Here is a 17,407-nt window from a genome sequence, read left to right as displayed (position 1 = left end):
CAGGGCACACCTGCATACAGAGAGGGAGAAAGCATGAAAGGAACTGCCACCACCTGTGTCCTGGCCCTGGGCGCCATGTTCCACAGCCCGGCCACGCTTGCACAGGGGCCATCCTTTCCGGTGACGGAAGCGCAGCGCGCCACGGCACAGCAGGTCGCTCAGCAAGGCGTTCCCCTGTCTGCCCTCAGCCCCAACGCCCCGGACAGCTACACCGTCCGCCGTGGCGACACGCTGTGGCGCATCTCCGGCCTGTTCCTGCGCCAGCCCTGGCGCTGGCCTGAGTTGTGGGGCATGAATCTGCAGGCGATTGCCAACCCGCACCTGATCTACCCCGGCCAGGTGCTGTATCTGGAAAAAAATGGTGGCCATGCACGCCTGACCACCGCCCGCGGTGGCGCAACCCCCACGGTCAAGCTCAGCCCGCAGGTGCGTGGTGAAAATCTCTCCGACATGGCTCTGCCCACGCTGCAGATGCACATCATCGAAGCCTTTCTGGCCGAACCACTGGTCGTAGACAGCGACACCGTCGCCAAGGCGCCGCACATCCTGGCTGACAGCAATGAGCGCGCCCTGGTCGCCCAGGGTGACCGCATCTACGCCCGTGGCTCAGACACCCAGCGCCTGCTGCAGGGCACAGACCAGCCACGCAGCTTCCGCATCTTCCGTGACGCCGTGGCCCTGCGCGACCCCATCACCCGCGAGGTCCTGGGCTATGAAAGCCAGTACATCGGCCAGGCCGCGCTGGTCCATGGTGAAACCGAGGCACAGCTCCAGGCTGACTACCGCCCCGCTACGCTGAACGTGGTCAAGGCCAAGGAAGAAATCCGTGCAGGCGACCGTCTGCTGCCCGAGCCGCCGCGCCAGTACCTGAACTTTGTGCCCCATGCACCAGCCTCTGACATCACCGCCCACGTGGTCTCGCTGTACGGTGATACCTCGGTGCGCTATGGCACGCAGTACCAGGTGGTGGCCATCAACAAGGGCCTGCAGGATGGCGTGCAGCCCGGCATGGTGCTGGCACTGATGAGCAAGGGGGCCAAGGTGGTGGACAAGACCGACCCCAAGCGCCCAAAGATCCAGCTGCCCGATGAAGAAAACGGCCTGGCCATGGTGTTCCGCAGCTTTGACCGCGTCTCGTATGCCCTGATCATGGACATCCAGCGCGGCGTGCAGGTGGGCGACACGCTCACCAATCCCCGCTAACCATGGCACAGCAGCCCCTGCCTGCATGGGAGCACAACGAACTGCAGGCCTGGCTGCGCCTGGCCCTGACGCCCGGCATTGGCAATGGCACTGCCCGGCGTCTGCTGGCCCGGTTTGGCAGCGCGCCAGCCATTTTTGAAGCCTCTGCCAGCGAACTGCACGACTGCGTCAGTGCCGCACAGACATCGCAGCTGCAGACACTGCCCGAAGGCTTTGCCGCAGCGCTGGCGCAGACCTGGCAATGGCTGCAGCATGAGGGCGACGATATCGCCCATGCCCTGATCACACTGGGTGATCCGCGCTACCCGGACAGCCTGCTGCACACGGCCGACCCACCCATCATGCTCTATGCCCTGGGCAGTGCGCAGCACCTGCTGCGCGCAGCTCCACTGCTGGACTGGCAGCGCAGCCTGGCCATGGTGGGATCGCGCAATCCCACCCCACAAGGCAGTGACAACGCATTTCAGTTTGCCAAGTACCTGGCCCAGCAGGGCTGGAGCGTCGTCTCCGGCATGGCGCTGGGCATTGATGCCGCCGCACACCAGGGGGCGCTGACCGCCACGGACGCGCCGCTGCCCACTGTGGCGGTGATGGGTACGGGCATTGACCGCATCTACCCACGCCAGCACCAGCAGCTGGCGCACCAGATTGCCCGCCAGGGCCTCATCCTCAGCGAATTTCCGCTGGGCACGCCCCCCATTGCCAGCAACTTTCCCAAGCGCAACCGCATCATCTCCGGGCTGAGCTGCGGCACGCTGGTGGTGGAGGCCGCACTGGCTTCTGGCTCACTGATTACGGCACGCATGGCATCCGAGCAAGGGCGGGAAGTCTTTGCCATTCCCGGCTCCATCCATGCCCCTCAGTACAAGGGCTGCCATGCACTGATACGGCAAGGCGCCAAACTGGTCGAGCAGGCCCAGGACATTCTGGAAGAGCTGATGCATCTGGCGCCTTCCACCACGCAGGATGCTGTGCGAGCCACCGCCCCTGCCCCCCAGTCCGACGAGCCTGTACACCCGCTGCTGCAGGCCATGGGCTATGACCCCGTGCATCTGGACCAGCTGTGCGCCCGCACAGGCCACAGCGCAGCAGAGCTGCAGGCCCAGCTGCTGGAGCTGGAACTCAGCGGCGAAGTCTGCCGCCTGCCCGGCGGGCTGTACCAGCGCATGGGGCAGGCATAAAAAAGGGCTCCGAAAGGAGCCCTTGGTACCTATTCAGAACACCGCCTTAAACGACAGCGCCTGCATTCGGGTCGTTGGGGTCATGCTCGGTCTTGCTGGGCTTGACCAGGTCTTCGCGCTTGACGCCCAGCCACATGACAATGGCTGCGCCCACAAAAATGGACGAGTAAATACCAAACAAGATACCAATGGTCAGCGCCAGCGAGAAGTAGTGCAGGCTGGGGCCACCAAAGAAGAACATGGCCAGCACCATGGCTTCGGTGGAAGCGTGGGTAATCACCGTGCGGCTCATGGTCGTGGTGATGGCGTGGTTGATCACCTGCTTGGTATCCATCTTGCGCTGTCGGCGGAAGGTTTCGCGGATACGGTCAAACACCACCACGGATTCGTTCACCGAATAGCCCAGCACCGCCAGCACACCGGCCAGCACGGGCAGCGAGAACTCCCACTGGAAGAAGGCGAAAAAGCCCAGAATGATCACCACGTCGTGGAAGTTGGCAAAAGCCGCCGCCACACCGAACTTCCACTCAAAGCGGAAGGCCAAGTAAACGATGATGCCCAGCATCACCACGGCCAGCGCCATCAGGCCACCAGTGACCAGTTCTTCACCCACAGAAGGGCCCACAAACTCCGTACGGCGCAGCTCCACGGAAGGATCTACCTCACGCAGCGCGGCCATGACCTGCTCGCTTTGCTGGGCCGAGGTCACACCCTGCTGCACGGGCATGCGGATCATCACGTCACGGGCCGTGCCAAAGTTCTGCACAGTCACATCGCTGTAGCCCTTGGCCTGAATGGTGCTGCGCACCTTCTCTAGGTCTGCGGGCTGGCTGTAGGACACCTCAATCACCGTACCGCCGGTGAATTCCACCGACAGATGCAGCCCCTTGGTGACCAGGAAGAACACGGCCAGCACGAACGTGACGATAGAGATCACGTTCAGCACCAGCGCGTGCTTCATAAAAGGAATGTCTTTGCGGATGCGGAAGAGTTCCATGTCTTCCTCCTTTACTTTGCGTTTTCAACGGCCGTGCCGTCGGGACGCCAGATCGTGCCAATCGACACGCTCTTGAGCTTCTTCTGGCGGCCATACCAGAGGTTCACCAGACCGCGCGAGAAGAACACGGCCGAGAACATGCTGGTCGCAATACCAATGCAGTGCACCACAGCAAAGCCGCGCACAGGGCCGGAGCCAAATGCCAGCAGCGCCAGGCCCACGATCAGCGTGGTCAGGTTGGAGTCCAGGATGGTGGCCCAGGCACGGTCGTAGCCCGCGTAGATGGCCTGCTGGGGCGACATGCCGGCGCGCAGTTCCTCACGGATACGCTCGTTGATCAGCACGTTGGAGTCAATCGCCACACCAATGGCCAGTGCCATGGCCGCAATGCCGGGCAGGGTCAGCGTGGCCTGCAGCATGGACAGAATCGCCATGAGCAACAGCACGTTCACGCCCAGTGCAATCGTGGAGAACACACCGAACAGGTGGTAGTAGATGCACATGAAGATGGCGATGACGACAAAGCCCCACACCACCGAGTCAATACCACGCTCAATGTTGTCGGCACCCAGGCTGGGGCCAATGGTGTATTCCTCAATGATTTCCATGGGCGCAGCCAGCGAGCCTGCACGCAGCAGCAGCGAGGTGTCATTGGCTTCCATGGTGGTCATGCGACCGGAAATCTGCACGCGACCGCCACCGATTTCGGAGCGGATCACAGGCGCAGTCACCACCTCACCCTTGCCCTTTTCGAACAGGATGATGGCCATGCGCTTGTTGATGTTCTCGCGGGTAATGTCCTTGAAGATGCGCGCCCCCTTGGCATCCAGCACCAGGTTCACGGTCGGTTCCTGGGTCTGGCTGTCAAAGCCGGGCTGGGCATCGGTCAGGTTCTCGCCAGTCAGAATGACCTGCTTCTTGACGATCACAGGGTTGCCGTTGCGGTCCAGATAGCGCTCAGAGCCAAAGGGCACATTGCCCACGCCCATTTCTGCAGCACGGCCTTCGGTGGACTCATCCACCATGCGCAGCTCCAGCGTCGCGGTACGGCCCAGAATGTCCTTGGCCTTGGCGGTGTCCTGCACGCCTGGCAGCTGCACCACAATGCGGTCCAGGCCCTGCTGCTGAATCACAGGCTCAGCCACGCCCAGTTCGTTGATACGGTTGTGCAGCGTGGTGATGTTCTGCTTGAGCGCCTGTTCCTGAATCTTGCGAACGGCCTCAGGCTTGATGGTGGCACGCAGACCGGAAGCGATTTCCGCCACCTGCAGTTCCGGAATATTGTCAGCAATCAGATTGCGCGCGGCCTCGATGGAGGCTTCGTCACGCAGACGGATCTCAATGGTCTGGCCGTCACGGGTCACGCCGCCGTAGCGAATGCCCTTGTCGCGCATCATGGTGCGCAGGTCACCGGCCAGCGCATCGGCGCGCTTGGTCAGCGCAGCCTGCATGTCGACCTGCAGCATGAAGTGCACGCCACCGCGCAGGTCCAGGCCCAGATACATGGGGTGCGCACCCAGTGCCGTCAGCCATGCGGGCGAGCGGGACACCAGATTCAGCGCCACGATATAGGCGGGGTCGCTGGGGTCCGTCACCAGGCTGCGTTCAATCACATCCTTGGCTTTGAGCTGTTCATCGGGCGTATTGAAACGTGCACGAACAGAGCCGTTTTCCAGACTCAGGGTGTCAGGTGACAGCGAAGCCGCCTTCAATGCGGCTTCCACGCGCGTCAGCACGTTTTCGTCGATCTTGACGGAGGATTTGGCCGAAGACACTTGCACCGCAGGTGCTTCGCCAAAGAAATTGGGCAGGGTGTAGATCACCCCAATGAGTAGCGCGACCACAAGGATCGCGTACTTCCAGACCGGGTATCGGTTCATGATCGCGCTCTATCTCTCACGCTGAAAACAGGGCGCGGCATGCCTTCTTGAAAAGCCACCGGCCCACTTCATCAGACAAGCAGGTGGACTTTTACTTGACCGTGCCCTTGGGCAGCACTTGCACCACAGCAGAACGCTGGATTTGCACCTTCACGCCGGAAGCGATTTCCACGAACAGGAATTGCTCGTCCAGATCCACCACGCGACCCAGGAAACCACCAGCAGTAGCCACTTCATCCCCCTTGGCCAGGGCTTCCACCATGGCACGGTGTTCCTTCTGACGCTTCATCTGAGGACGAATCATCACGAAGTACAGCACCACGAACATCAGCACCAGAGGCAGCATGCCTGTGAGCGAACCCATCAGGCCACCTTCAGCAGCGGCGGGGGCAGTTTGGGCAAAAGCAGAAGAAATAAACACGGACGAACTCCAATAGTGGAATGGGTCAAAAAAAGCAGCAGGCTCACGGCCTGCACGGCGCTACAGCATAGCCGAGCGCAAGTCAATGGAACATTGTATGCGTGCCCTTGCGAGATTGCAGTGCACAAAACCTGAGACTTCTCAGTGTTTGGTCTGCCACAGTTTTATAAGGGAAATTAGCCTCTAACGCAGATGCAGCAAGCGCCAGCAGCTCTGTTTTCTATAGCACTGCTGGCACTCTCATACACCTAGGGCGTGTTCACATAAACATTGGGTTCGCTGCCCCTGATTATGGAGATCACAAATGGGGTTGAAGGCTTGGGGGCGGTCTGCGTTGTTGCGGCAGCTTGCAAGGCGCTCGGCATTGCTGCGCCACCGCGCCTAGCATCCCATCCCCAAGCCTTCAACGCGAATCTCAAGCTTTATGTGAACACGCCCTAGGGCGCGATCAAGCCTGCCGCACCTGTGGTGCTTCCTCAGCCGGTGGCGCATGCCACTGTGCCAGCAACTGCTGCCACTTGCTGCGTGCCGCCTGCAGATGGCGCTCCTTGACGTGGCCATAGCCGCGAATGTCCTCGGGAATGCGTGCAATCTGCACGGCCAGCGCCAGATTGCTTGCCATCAGCCGGGTCAGCAGCCCCTCGATGCAGTCGCGGTATTCGGCAATCAGCGCACGTTCGGTCTTGCGCTCCTCGGTGCGACCGAAGGGGTCGAATGCCGTGCCTCGCAACACCTTGCCGCGCGCCAGCCACTGAAACAGCGTACGTACGCTGGCACCATAGGCTTTCTTGACCAGATGGCCGTGCGCATCGCGCGCCGCGGTGGAAGGTGGTGCCAGGTGATGCACCAGCTTGTAGTCACCTTCGAACATCTGCGCAATCTTGGCCTGAAAGCCTGCGTCCAGATGCAGGCGAGCCACTTCGTATTCGTCCTTGTACGCCATCAGCTTGAACAGATAACGCGCCACCGCCTCACTCAGCTGCGTGCTGCTGGGCACCACGCGGGCTTCTGCCGCCTGCACCTGCTCCACAAAGCGGCGATAGCGTGCGGCGTAAGCGGCGTTCTGGTAGTCCGTCAGAAAGGCCACACGGCGCTCGACCAGCTCCTGCAGGCTGGGCTTTTTCACCAGCTGAATGACCTGCGCCGTGCGGTACAGCGCCTGCACCTCCTGCAGGTTGTGGGCACAGCGGCGGCCCCATTCAAAGGCCGCGTGGTTGTTCGCCACCTGCACGCCATTGAGCTCCATGGCGCGCAGCAGGGCCGCGCGGCTGAGCGGAATGCGCCCCTTTTGCCAGGCGTAGCCCAGCATCATGGGGTTGGTGTAGATGCTGTCACCCAGCAGCTGGGTGGCCACCTGCTCGGCATCAAAACAGCCGACGGCATCCTGCCCCACCAGTGCCTGCAGCAGCTGCTGGCACTGCCCGGCGGGCGACTGCCAGTCGGGGTTGTGCACAAAGGCAGCGGTGGGTGTGCTGCTGGCGTTCAGCGCCACATAGGTGCGCCCGGCCTGCATGGCTGCCAGGGTGACCTTGTTCGCGCCGACGATGGGGTCGCAGGCCATCACCAGATCGGCTTTGCCAATATCCACCTTGGTGGTGTAGATCGCCTCCGGCGTGCTGGCAATCTGGATGTGGCTCCAGGTCGAGCCGCCCTTTTGCGCCAGACCTGCCGCATCCTGCGTAACCACGCCCTTGCCTTCCAGGTGGGCCGCCATGCCCAGCAGTGAGCCAATGGTGATCACGCCCGTGCCGCCCACACCCGCCACCACAATGCCCCACGCCTGCTGTGCCTCCGGCAGCGTGGGCTCCGGGATGGGAGGCAGCTGCGACAGATCGCCTTTTTGCTCGCGCTTGGGCTTTTTGAGCTGGCCGCCTTCCACGGTGACAAAGCTCGGGCAAAAGCCTTTGACGCAGGAAAAATCCTTGTTGCAGGTGCTCTGGTTGATACGGCGCTTGCGGCCAAACTCGGTTTCCACAGGTTCCACCGACAGGCAGTTGGACTGCACCGAGCAATCGCCACAGCCCTCACACACCAGCTCGTTGATGACCACGGTCTTGGCGGGCGTTGCCATGGTGCCGCGCTTGCGGCGGCGGCGTTTTTCGGTGGCACAGGTCTGGTCGTAAATGATGGCCGTGCAGCCTGCCATCTCGCGAAACTCTCGCTGGATCTGGTCCAGCTCGTCGCGGTGGTGCACCGTCACGCCGGGCGACAGGGCCACGCCCTGGTATTTCTCAGGCTCGTCCGTCACGATGACCAGCTTGCGCACGCCTTCTGCCAGCAGGCTCTGCATGATCTGCAGCACGCTGTGGCCTTCCGGGCGCTCACCCACGCGCTGGCCGCCCGTCATGGCCACGGCATCGTTGTAGAGGATTTTGTAGGTGATGTTCACCCCGGCCGCAATGCTCTGGCGAATCGCCAGCAGGCCGCTGTGAAAGTAGGTGCCATCGCCCAGGTTGGCAAACACATGCTTGTCTTTGGTAAACGGCGACTGCCCCACCCAGCTCACGCCCTCGCCGCCCATCTGCGTAAAGGTGCTGGTGGAGCGGTCCATCCACACCGTCATGTAATGGCAGCCAATGCCCGCCACCGCGCGGCTGCCTTCAGGCACACGGGTGCTGGTGTTGTGCGGGCAGCCGCTGCAAAACCACGGCGTGCGGTCACCCGTCTGCACGGTCTGCGCGCTGCTCTGGCGTTCACAGGCATCCAGCAGAGCCAGATGCTGGTCCATGCGCGCCTGCACATCGTCGGGCACACCCAGCTTTTGCAGACGCCGGGCAATGGCGCGGGCGATCAGCGCCGGCGTCAGGTCGGCATTGGCGCGCAGCAGCCAGTCGCTGCCGCTGTGGAAGGGCTTGCCCCACTCATCGCTTTCACTGTCTTCAAACTTGCCCACCACGGTGGGGCGCACGTCATTGCGCCAGTTGTACAGCTCTTCCTTGACCTGGTATTCGATGATCTGGCGCTTCTCTTCAACCACCAGAATTTCCTGCAGGCCACGTGCAAATGCACGCGTGATGCTGGCCTCCAGCGGCCAGACCACGTTCACCTTGTGCACGCGAATGCCAATGCGGCGGCAGGTGGCATCGTCCAGCCCCAGATCGACCAGGGCTTGCCGCATGTCGTTATAGGCCTTGCCACTGGCCATGATGCCAAAGCGGTCCTGCGGGCCTTCGATCACGTTGTGGTTGAGCTTGTTGGCACGCACATAGGCCAGCGCCGCATACCACTTGTAGTGCATGAGGCGGGCTTCCTGCTCCAGCGGCGCATCGGGCCAGCGAATGTGCAGACCACCCTCGGGCATCACAAAGTCTTCGGGCAGCACCATCTTCACGCGGTCTGGGTCCACATAGACGCTGCTGGACGACTCCACCACCTCCTGAATCGTCTTCATGCCCGACCACAGGCCGCTGAAGCGGCTCATGGCAAAGGCATGCAGGCCCATGTCCAGTATCTCCTGCACGCTGGACGGAAAAAACACCGGTGTGCCGCAGGCCTTGAAGATGTGGTCACTCTGGTGCGCTGCGGTGGAAGACTTGCTGATGTGGTCATCTCCCGCCAGCGCAATCACCCCGCCATGCTGGGCCGTGCCCGCCATATTGGCGTGCTTGAACACGTCAGAGCAGCGGTCCACCCCCGGGCCTTTGCCGTACCAGATGCCAAATACACCGTCGAATTGCTTGGACTGTGGATACAGATCAAGCTGCTGCGTACCCCAGATCGCCGTGGCGGCCAGCTCTTCGTTCACGCCGGGCTGAAAGACAATGTTCTGGCTGTCCAGGTGCTGCTTCGCGGCCCAGAGTGCCTGGTCGTAGCCACCCAGCGGTGAGCCACGGTAGCCGCTGATAAAGCCTGCGGTGTTCAGGCCTTGCTGCGCATCGCGCAGGCGCTGCAGCATGGGCAGGCGCACCAGCGCCTGTACACCGCTCATAAAGGCGCGGCCGTGCTCCAGGGTGTATTTGTCATCGAGAGATACCGACTCCAGTGCCTTGCGCACGGCGTCATTCATGGGGGCGTTCATCGTTGTCTCCTTTGTGCGGACCATGCGCATGGCTGGTCTCTGTGGTTATTGGGCGATGACCCGAATCAAGTGTAGGAGTGCCCTTCAGATAGAGGATTGCTTTTTTTGCTCGCAGAACGCAGTATTTAGCAAGATCCTTTCTCTTTTAGGGGTTAACGTGAATACTTTGGACAAGTTTGACCTCGCCATCCTGGCCCATCTGCAGGCCGATGGCCGCCTGACCAATGCCGAACTCGCGCAGCGCGTGGGCCTGTCTGCCGCGCCCTGCTGGCGGCGGGTGCGCGCGCTGGAGCAGGCAGGCTTTATCAAGGGCTACCACGCGCACATTGACCGCCACAAGATCGGCCTGGGCGTGCTGGCCTTTGTGCGTATTGATGCAGAAATCAGCTCCGGCACACGCACCCGAGAAATGGAAGAAGCCATCCGCGCCATTCCCGAAGTCGTGTCCTGCCACTACATCAGCGGCAAGGGCATGTTTGAGCTGCAGGTCGTCGCCAGGGACCTGGAAAGCTTCTCGCACTTCACGCGCACGGTGCTGCTGAATTTGCCGAATGTGAAAGACATGCACACCAGCTTTTCGCTGGGCGAGGTCAAGTCCAGCCTGCCACCAATACCCCGTCCGCTGTAAGACAGGTTCACGATGCGGCCCTTGCTGACAAATGTGCGCCTGCAAGCGAACGCATAAGGCCCGACAATTTGCCGTAATGACAGCCCCACACGCCACCCCATCCTCGCCCGCCACAGGCCGCATTCTGGAAGAGCCCGACGTGCGCTCCACTGCGCCTGCGCCACCACCTCCCTCCACCTGGACCCCCCTGCGCACCCCCACCTTCCGTCTGCTGTGGAGCGTGACCCTGGTCGCCAATATCTGCATGTGGATGAACGATGTGGCCGCGGCGTGGATGATGACTTCGCTGACCACCTCGCCCGTGCTGGTGGCACTGGTGCAGACCGCATCCACCCTGCCCGTGTTTCTGCTGGGTCTGCCCAGCGGGGCGCTGGCAGACATTCTGGACCGCCGCCGCTACTTCATCTTCACGCAGTTCTGGGTGGCCGTCGTCGCCGTGCTGCTGTGCGCGGCGCTGGCCTTGGATGTCATGAATGCGCCGCTGCTGCTGGCCCTCACTTTTGCCAACGGCATTGGCATGGCCATGCGCTGGCCCGTGTTCTCGGCACTGATTCCGGAAGTCATCAGCAAACCCATGCTGCCCTCGGCCATGGCACTCAATGCCGTGGCCATGAATGCCTCGCGCATCGTCGGCCCGCTGGTGGCTGGCGCGCTGATAGCCAGCGCTGGCACGCTGTGGGTGTTTGTGCTCAATGCCGTGCTGTCCATTGTGGCAGGCCTGCTGCTGCTGACCTGGCAGCGCACCCATGTCACCCACCCACTGGGGCGTGAGCGCCTGCCCAGCGCCATGCGCGTGGGGCTGCAGTTCATCAAGGAGTCGCCCCGCATGCGCGCCGTGATTGCGCGCACCGTGGCCTTCTTTTTCATGTCCACCGCCATCATGGCCCTGCTGCCACTGACGGCCAAGCGCTTTGATGGCATTGGCTTTATCAGCGGCGCGGGCGTGTTCACGCTGCTGCTGGCCTCCATGGGTGCAGGCGCCATCATCGGTGCCATGTTTTTGCCGCGCATCCGGCAGATGTTCACGGGTGAGCCCCTGGTGCTCACCGGCACGCTGCTGCAGGCCGCCTCCACCGTGGGGGTGGCGCTGGCGCCCAATCTGCCGCTGGCCGTGGTCTGCATGATGACGGCGGGCCTGTCGCTCATCGCTACCGCCAACACCCTGGGCGTAAAGGCACAGATGGCCCTGCCCAACTGGGTGCGTGCACGCGGCATGTCGGCCTATCAGATGTCCATCATGGGCGGCACAGCCATTGGCGCGGCGCTGTGGGGCAAGGTGGCCGCACTCAGCTCCGTGCCCGTGAGCCTGATCGCCGCTGCCGTCACCGGCGTGGTGTGCATGCTGATCGTGCAGCGCGTGTTTACCGACCGCCAGGCGCTGGAAGATCTCAGCCCCTCCAAGGCCTTTCAGCCACCGCGCCACAGCCAGCCGGAAGAAGGCCGCGTGGTGGTGCACATCGAATACCTCATCAACCCCGCCAAGGCCCGGCGCTTTCGCACCCTGATGCAGGAAAGCCGCCGCAGCCGCATGCGCCAGGGGGCACTGTCGTGGCGACTGCTGCACAGCATGGAGCGGCCCGAGCGCTACATCGAGGAAATCGTGGATGAATCCTGGGTCGAGCACCTGCGCCGCTTTGACCGCATCACCGCATCCGACGTGGCCCTGCGCGAGCGCAAGCTGGCCTTCCATGTGGCCGATACACCGCCGCGCGTAACGCGCTTCTTTGAAACAGACTAAAAAAACATAGCTGCCAGCGCTTGTAAATACTGGGTTTCAGAATCTTTTCTATCTGAAATCCTTATCTTTCAAGCGCAAGCAGCTATTTTTATGGGAGTAACAGGCAAACAGCCTGCTTCGCAGCAACGCTGACATACCCGTGCTATCCGTAACTTCCACATGCACAAGTTCATGCACAAAGCTTTGACTTGTGTTCAAATCGCCCACTTCAAAGGGGAGTAGCTCCCCGCCGGGTGTGCAAATGCAGCCACATTCCGGCGGATTGGCAAGTCGTCAGTACGAAACCGTGGTTTCCGGCTTGCCAGGCATGATCGGCGATCGTGCGGGCAAGACCTTTGGGAGACTGTTTACACGTGCTCCCTCAGGAAGCTCCCACGGCATCCAGGCTTTGTCCTTCATCGCCCAAGACTTCTCCCAGGTGAACACGCGTAAAGTATCTGCTGCAGGCGCCTGAGCGCATCCGCAGTTTTTAACCGAGGTTTCACATGGATTTCGACTTTCTCACCCATGCCCCATTCTGGATTGCCCTGGGGCAAATCATCATCATCGACATCTTGCTGGGCGGCGACAACGCTGTGGTGATTGCGCTGGCCTGCCGCAAACTGCCTCCTGAGCAGCGTCGCAAGGGCATCATCTACGGCACCGCCGGTGCCATCATCCTGCGCGTCATCCTGATTGCCTTTGCCATGACACTGCTGGCGCTGCCTGCGCTCAAGCTGGTGGGTGCACTGCTGCTGGTGTGGATTGGTATCAAGCTGATTGCCCCTGATGAAGAAGGTCACGACAACATCCAGGGCAGCGACAAGCTGTTTGCCGCCATCAAGACCATCATCGTGGCTGACCTGGTCATGTCCGTGGACAACGTGATCGCCATTGCTGGCGCCGCGCAAAGCTCGGGCGACCACCAGCTGCTGCTGGTAACACTGGGCCTGCTGATCTCTATCCCCATCATCGTCTGGGGCTCGCAGCTGGTCATCACGCTGATGGAACGCTTCCCCATCATCATCGTGGGCGGCGGCATGCTGCTGGGCTGGATTGCGGGCGGCATGCTGGTCTCCGATCCGCTGTTCGTGAACCCCGAGAAGTGGACCTGGGCGCCCAAGCTGCTGGCTGCGGATGAAAATGGCCACGCCATCTTCAACGCCTCCATGCCTATCTACTGGGCTGCCCACATCGGTGGCGCACTGCTGGTGCTGGTGCTGGGCAAAATGGTTGCTGCCAAAAAAGCCAAGGCTGGCGCTGCGCACTAAGCCCTGAACAGGCCCCGGACCACAGCCCGGCTGCGATATGCTGAGCGCTGTGCCCCCGGGGCTTTTTTATTCACACTCAGCCGCCCACACCCCCGAGTAACGAGCGGCGCTGATGAGACTGATTGCTGGAAAAGGAACCGTGCAAACTTACATCGCCTACGTAGACGACGCGGAGTACGCGCAGCAGCTGCTGCGCAGCATGCTGCTTTGCGCGCATGGACAGGACGCACACTGGGTGCTGGTCGCCTGTGCCCCACGTATTACGCATCGCGTTAGCAAGTTTGTGAGCAATCGCTCTCGCGAAAACTGGCGCAACAAATGGGCAGATCGCCTGTTTCAGTCCTGCCTGCCCGTCTTTCAGGCACAGGGCGTGCAGGTCACGCCCATGCTGGCCAAGGCCCCCTTGCCAGAGCTGCTCGAAAGCCTGCTGGCTGAGCACGGCAGCAGCGCGCAAGTCATCGACATGCGCCGCCCCAAGGATGCCGTATCGGCCCAGACCTCCGCCCCTGTTCTGCGCAAGCTGGCTGGCACGCTGACCAGCCTCGGCGCATGCTGGACGGTGCTGGTCAGCGACGTGCTTGCAGCCTGATGGGCCTGTGCCAGGTCTTTCAGACTCCCTACCAGATCAAGGGCCTTCTCGGCCCTTTTTCTTTGTCTGCGCGTTATGCTGGCAGCCATGAAACTCATGCTGAAATGGTTGCTCAGCGCTGGTGCGCTGCTCTTGGTTGCCGCAGTATTCAGCGGTGTACAGGTACAAAGCTATGGCTCGGCCCTGCTGGCGGCGCTGGTCATCGGCCTGCTCAATGCCCTGGTGCGGCCCGTGCTGGTGATTCTGACCTTGCCGGTCACGCTGATCACCGTGGGCCTGTTCCTGTTTGTGATCAACGGCCTCATGCTCTGGGCGGCGTCCAGCATGCTCTCCGGCTTTCACGTCACAGGCTTCTGGGCCGCCGTCTGGGGCTCCATGCTGTATTCGCTGCTGGGCCTGGCCATCGAATCACTTCTGGCGCGTCTGTTCCCGCAGTAATTCCTGCACGGCACGCAGCCGCGTGTCGATGATGGAGGCCTCGATATAGTCGCCCTGGCCGCGCTGCGCCAGGTCCTGCGCGGCCTTGAAGCGGTCCACCGCCCCCGCATAGTCGTAATGCGCCACGCGTGCCTCGGCCTCGGCGCGGATGGCGCGCAAATCCTCGCGCTGTGCATACCAGGCCTGTGCCAGCAGGCGCCACGCCGCCGCATCATGCGGATGCTCGGCCACCCAGGTCTGCAGCCGGTCACTGACCACGGCAGGCTGGCCCAGCGCCAGCAGGGCGCGGCTGCCCAGCAGCATGGCCGGGCGTGGCAAGTCACCGCGCAAGTCTGGATGGCCCAGCAATTGCAGCGCAGCCTGCGGCTGCTTGTCCTCCAGCTCCAGCTCCGCCCCCAGCCATTGCACCTGCTGGATGCCGGCCTTGTCGCCAGAGGGCTGCACCAGGGCATCCAGCCTGCTCCAGAGCGCACGTGCAGCGCGCCAGTCCTTGAGTTCCATCTGGCTGAGCACGGCCACATACAGCGCAGCCGCCTGCTCCCGCGCATTGCGCTGGGCAAATTCCGGCATGTCCGGCAGCTTGACCCACTGGCGCAAAGTATCAACGCCGGGGCGGCTGAGCACGCGTGCACGCCCCGCCATCAGCGCATGCTCCAGCGTGGGCTGGGGCGGCTGGTTCTTGCCCTGGGGCACGCGGCTGTGCATGTCGGCAATACGCTCGGTGGTCAGCGGGTGGGTGCGCAGATAAGGCCAGCTGCCGTTGTCATTCAGGCGGCTGGCGTGCTGCAGTTTTTCAAACATGCTCACGGCGCCCTGCGGTGCAAAACCTGCGGGCTCCAGCAAGGTGTAGCCAATGCGGTCGGCCTCGCGCTCCATGTCGCGCGAAAAGCCCAGCTGGTTCTGAATCGTGGCCGCCTGCCCGCCCACAATCAGGGCATTGGCCGCATCCGGGCTCTTGCTGGCCGCCAGCGCGCCCAGCACCATGCTGGCAATCATGATGGGCATGTTCTTCTTCTCCTGCCCGAACATGCGCGCAATGTGGCGCTGCGTCACGTGCGTGAGCTCGTGGGCCATCACCGTGGCCAGTTCATCGCTGCTGCTTACCGCACCAATCAGCCCCAGGTGCACCCCCAGATAGCCACCAGGCAGGGCAAAGGCGTTAATGCTCTTGTCCCGGCCCAGCAAAATCTCCCAGGCAAAGCGCTCGCTGATTTCCTCCGACAGATTGCCGCGCTCACGCGCCGCTTTCACCAGTGGCTCCCAGACGCTGAGCACATAGGCGTGCAGCTGCGGGTCGTCGATATAGTCCGGGTCGCGGTAGAGCGAGGCAATGATGCTGTCGCCCAGCCTGCGCTCTTCGCTGGCCGTCAGGTCTGCGCCATCGCCCATGCTGGGCAGGGCCAGCTGGGCCTGTGCACCAGCCATATAGCCCACACCGGGCAGACACAGCACCGCAGCCAGCAAGGCACTGCGCAGCGGCGAAAGGGCGAAGGAAAATGGCTTCATGGCAATAGCGGGCAAAGGCACAAGGCCCTCTGTGACAAGAACAGACTCTTATGATGCCTGCATTGCGCCCATGTTCCCAGCTTTACATGCCATACGCAAAGCTGTCTGACATCTGCGCCTCCCTGTAGCGAACGACACAGAATCAAAGATGAGCGAACACCACCTCCCCAACGACGGACTGACCCACTTTGACGCCCACGGCCAGGCGCATATGGTGGACGTAGGCGCCAAGCAACCCACCCACCGCGTGGCCGTGGCCGAAGGCCGCATCGTCATGCAGCCCGCAACCCTGGACATCATCCAGAAAGGCACGGCCAAAAAGGGCGATGTGCTGGGCATTGCACGCATTGCCGGCATCATGGCCGCCAAGCAGACCAGCCACCTGATTCCGCTGTGCCACCCCCTGGCACTGACCCGCGTGGCCGTGGATTTTGAATTGCTGCCTGAAGACAACGCGGTGCGCTGTGAAGCCACGGTGGAAACCTATGGCAAGACCGGGGTGGAAATGGAAGCGCTGACGGCCGTACAAATTGCCTTGCTGACCATTTATGACATGTGCAAGGCGGTGGATAAGGGGATGGTGATGGAGGGGGTGAGGGTCGTAGAAAAACGGGGGGGGAAGTCTTATAATTTAGCGAATTATTTAAAATAATTACTCCACCTCACACATAAAACTAAAAAAGAAATGCTGCCGAAATGGCAGCATTTCTAAATCTAATTAAACTTTGGTACAGCCATTAGGCAAGTATTTCTGAGCTATACCAGATGTGCAAGCCCAATTAAAAGATCCATTGTCTGCATTGGACAGGGTCAAAGTAATGGTTCCATTTACCAGTGGAGTAGCTACACCTGTACCTTTAAAGGTCGCAACAATTGTACATCCACCAGCTGCTGTAGCAGTCCCGCCAGTAGTCACTTTCAGAACATATTTTCCGTTGACATCTGTATCTGTTGGAAGTCCTACGGCAGCAGCAGCAGCATCAGTGTTAGCTGGACACGTTCCTGTATTTGCAAAAATCTCAGACATATTAGTCTTGAGGCCACTTGCCAAGGAGACCCCCTCAGTAGCCTGAGCTCTAGCAACATAGTCCTGATAAGCAGGCAGTGCCACAGCCGCCAAAATACCAATAATCGCCACCACGATCATCAGTTCAATCAAGGTAAAGCCCTGTTGCATTGTGCGCTTCATAGAAAGCTCCTCTCTCTGTGGATGAAATTGACGTCATCCATAGAGCAAGTCGCGTGCCAGCGAATTCCTACGTACCAACCCCGGGGAATTGCAAACTTTGGTTGCAAACGGGCGTGGAATGTAATTTTCTGCATGACTTGTATCAAGCGGCATAACACTTTTGTCATTCACTGGATTTCCGCCACCTCGCATGCATAAACTCTATTTTCAGGAGCACCTTGCGCTTGATATACGGTGCTTTGCAATATAAATAACTTGGAAACCAAGAAATAACCGGCGCAAGCAGCTATATCTTTGAAAGCAGCAACCAAAAAGCCAGCCTCAAGAGGCTGGCTTTTTGCTTGATGCCCGCAGCAGATCACTGCGAGC

Annotated in this window: 14 protein-coding genes; 8 read left to right on the top strand and 6 right to left on the bottom strand. The window is 61.2% G+C overall.

The genetic code is table 11. From position 1 onward, the window contains the following. The first annotated feature begins 33 nt into the window (after positions 1-33). Together B5M06_RS05860 and dprA are read left to right on the top strand one after the other, a co-directional pair. Positions 34-1,203, top strand: a complete 1,170-nt coding sequence (locus B5M06_RS05860) for a LysM peptidoglycan-binding domain-containing protein (RefSeq protein ID WP_054064973.1) — start codon at positions 34-36, stop codon at positions 1,201-1,203. 2 nt (positions 1,204-1,205) lie between these two features. Beyond that, positions 1,206-2,384, top strand: coding sequence for a DNA-processing protein DprA (gene dprA / locus B5M06_RS05855; RefSeq protein ID WP_054064969.1), 1,179 nt, complete (start codon positions 1,206-1,208; stop codon positions 2,382-2,384). 46 nt (positions 2,385-2,430) lie between these two features. On the opposite strand, the gene secF is transcribed toward dprA, so the two are convergent. The 4 genes from secF to B5M06_RS05835 all read right to left on the bottom strand — a co-directional run bounded on the left by secF (position 2,431) and on the right by B5M06_RS05835 (position 9,700). Continuing rightward, positions 2,431-3,381, bottom strand: coding sequence for a protein translocase subunit SecF (gene secF, locus B5M06_RS05850; RefSeq protein ID WP_054064968.1), 951 nt, complete (start codon positions 3,379-3,381; stop codon positions 2,431-2,433). An 11-nt stretch (positions 3,382-3,392) separates the two neighbouring features. After that, positions 3,393-5,261 (bottom strand): protein translocase subunit SecD, encoded by a 1,869-nt coding sequence (secD, locus tag B5M06_RS05845; RefSeq protein WP_054064967.1) that lies wholly within the window; start codon positions 5,259-5,261, stop codon positions 3,393-3,395. Between the two features lie 91 nt (positions 5,262-5,352). After that, complete coding sequence (yajC, locus tag B5M06_RS05840; protein WP_054064966.1) at positions 5,353-5,682, bottom strand: preprotein translocase subunit YajC; 330 nt, start codon at positions 5,680-5,682, stop codon at positions 5,353-5,355. A 448-nt stretch (positions 5,683-6,130) separates the two neighbouring features. Beyond that, on the bottom strand, positions 6,131-9,700 hold the full coding sequence (locus tag B5M06_RS05835) for an indolepyruvate ferredoxin oxidoreductase family protein (RefSeq protein WP_054066380.1): 3,570 nt from the start codon (positions 9,698-9,700) through the stop codon (positions 6,131-6,133). Positions 9,701-9,857: 157 nt separating this feature from the next. Here B5M06_RS05835 and B5M06_RS05830 point away from each other — a divergent pair, with 157 nt between their 5' ends. The 5 genes from B5M06_RS05830 (at position 9,858) to B5M06_RS05810 (ending at position 14,343) form a co-directional block, all read left to right on the top strand. Further along, entirely contained in the window at positions 9,858-10,328 is a 471-nt protein-coding gene (locus tag B5M06_RS05830) for an Lrp/AsnC family transcriptional regulator (RefSeq protein ID WP_077345334.1), read from the top strand. A 76-nt stretch (positions 10,329-10,404) separates the two neighbouring features. Beyond that, positions 10,405-12,066 (top strand): MFS transporter, encoded by a 1,662-nt coding sequence (locus B5M06_RS05825; RefSeq protein WP_080025182.1) that lies wholly within the window; start codon positions 10,405-10,407, stop codon positions 12,064-12,066. Positions 12,067-12,551: 485 nt separating this feature from the next. Next, on the top strand, positions 12,552-13,316 hold the full coding sequence (locus B5M06_RS05820; protein ID WP_054066638.1) for a TerC family protein: 765 nt from the start codon (positions 12,552-12,554) through the stop codon (positions 13,314-13,316). Between the two features lie 139 nt (positions 13,317-13,455). Beyond that, complete coding sequence (locus tag B5M06_RS05815) at positions 13,456-13,905, top strand: hypothetical protein (RefSeq protein ID WP_114070928.1); 450 nt, start codon at positions 13,456-13,458, stop codon at positions 13,903-13,905. Between the two features lie 87 nt (positions 13,906-13,992). Continuing rightward, on the top strand, positions 13,993-14,343 hold the full coding sequence (locus B5M06_RS05810) for a phage holin family protein (protein WP_054066639.1): 351 nt from the start codon (positions 13,993-13,995) through the stop codon (positions 14,341-14,343). Here the strand turns inward: B5M06_RS05810 and B5M06_RS05805 are convergent. After that, a complete protein-coding gene (locus B5M06_RS05805) occupies positions 14,314-15,849 on the bottom strand; it encodes a M48 family metalloprotease (RefSeq protein ID WP_054066636.1) in 1,536 nt (511 codons plus the stop codon). The two genes, B5M06_RS05810 and B5M06_RS05805, sit on opposite strands and share 30 nt — an antisense overlap. A gap of 148 nt (positions 15,850-15,997) precedes the next feature. Here B5M06_RS05805 and moaC point away from each other — a divergent pair, with 148 nt between their 5' ends. Further along, a complete protein-coding gene (moaC, locus tag B5M06_RS05800; protein WP_054066635.1) occupies positions 15,998-16,501 on the top strand; it encodes a cyclic pyranopterin monophosphate synthase MoaC in 504 nt (167 codons plus the stop codon). A gap of 66 nt (positions 16,502-16,567) precedes the next feature. Here the strand turns inward: moaC and B5M06_RS05795 are convergent, their stop codons facing one another. Continuing rightward, entirely contained in the window at positions 16,568-17,038 is a 471-nt protein-coding gene (locus B5M06_RS05795; RefSeq protein ID WP_080025181.1) for a pilin, read from the bottom strand. Positions 17,039-17,407 lie beyond the last annotated feature (369 nt).

This window comes from Comamonas kerstersii, assembly GCF_002056725.1.
In the GTDB taxonomy this organism is placed as follows: Bacteria; Pseudomonadota; Gammaproteobacteria; order Burkholderiales; family Burkholderiaceae_C; genus Comamonas; species Comamonas kerstersii.
This window is presented reverse-complemented; position numbering and strand designations above follow the sequence as displayed.

What these genes read in the sequence shown, in the direction of transcription:
- B5M06_RS05820 (WP_054066638.1), top strand. Translation starts at nt 12,552, where the DNA reads ATGGATTTCGACTTTCTCACCCATGCCCCATTCTGGATTGCCCTGGGG.
- dprA (WP_054064969.1), top strand. Translation starts at nt 1,206, where the DNA reads ATGGCACAGCAGCCCCTGCCTGCATGGGAGCACAACGAACTGCAGGCC.
- B5M06_RS05810 (WP_054066639.1), top strand. Translation starts at nt 13,993, where the DNA reads ATGAAACTCATGCTGAAATGGTTGCTCAGCGCTGGTGCGCTGCTCTTG.
- B5M06_RS05825 (WP_080025182.1), top strand. Translation starts at nt 10,405, where the DNA reads ATGACAGCCCCACACGCCACCCCATCCTCGCCCGCCACAGGCCGCATT.
- B5M06_RS05795 (WP_080025181.1), bottom strand. Translation starts at nt 17,038, where the DNA reads ATGAAGCGCACAATGCAACAGGGCTTTACCTTGATTGAACTGATGATC.
- B5M06_RS05835 (WP_054066380.1), bottom strand. Translation starts at nt 9,700, where the DNA reads ATGAACGCCCCCATGAATGACGCCGTGCGCAAGGCACTGGAGTCGGTA.
- B5M06_RS05860 (WP_054064973.1), top strand. Translation starts at nt 34, where the DNA reads ATGAAAGGAACTGCCACCACCTGTGTCCTGGCCCTGGGCGCCATGTTC.
- secF (WP_054064968.1), bottom strand. Translation starts at nt 3,381, where the DNA reads ATGGAACTCTTCCGCATCCGCAAAGACATTCCTTTTATGAAGCACGCG.
- B5M06_RS05805 (WP_054066636.1), bottom strand. Translation starts at nt 15,849, where the DNA reads ATGAAGCCATTTTCCTTCGCCCTTTCGCCGCTGCGCAGTGCCTTGCTG.
- moaC (WP_054066635.1), top strand. Translation starts at nt 15,998, where the DNA reads ATGAGCGAACACCACCTCCCCAACGACGGACTGACCCACTTTGACGCC.
- secD (WP_054064967.1), bottom strand. Translation starts at nt 5,261, where the DNA reads ATGAACCGATACCCGGTCTGGAAGTACGCGATCCTTGTGGTCGCGCTA.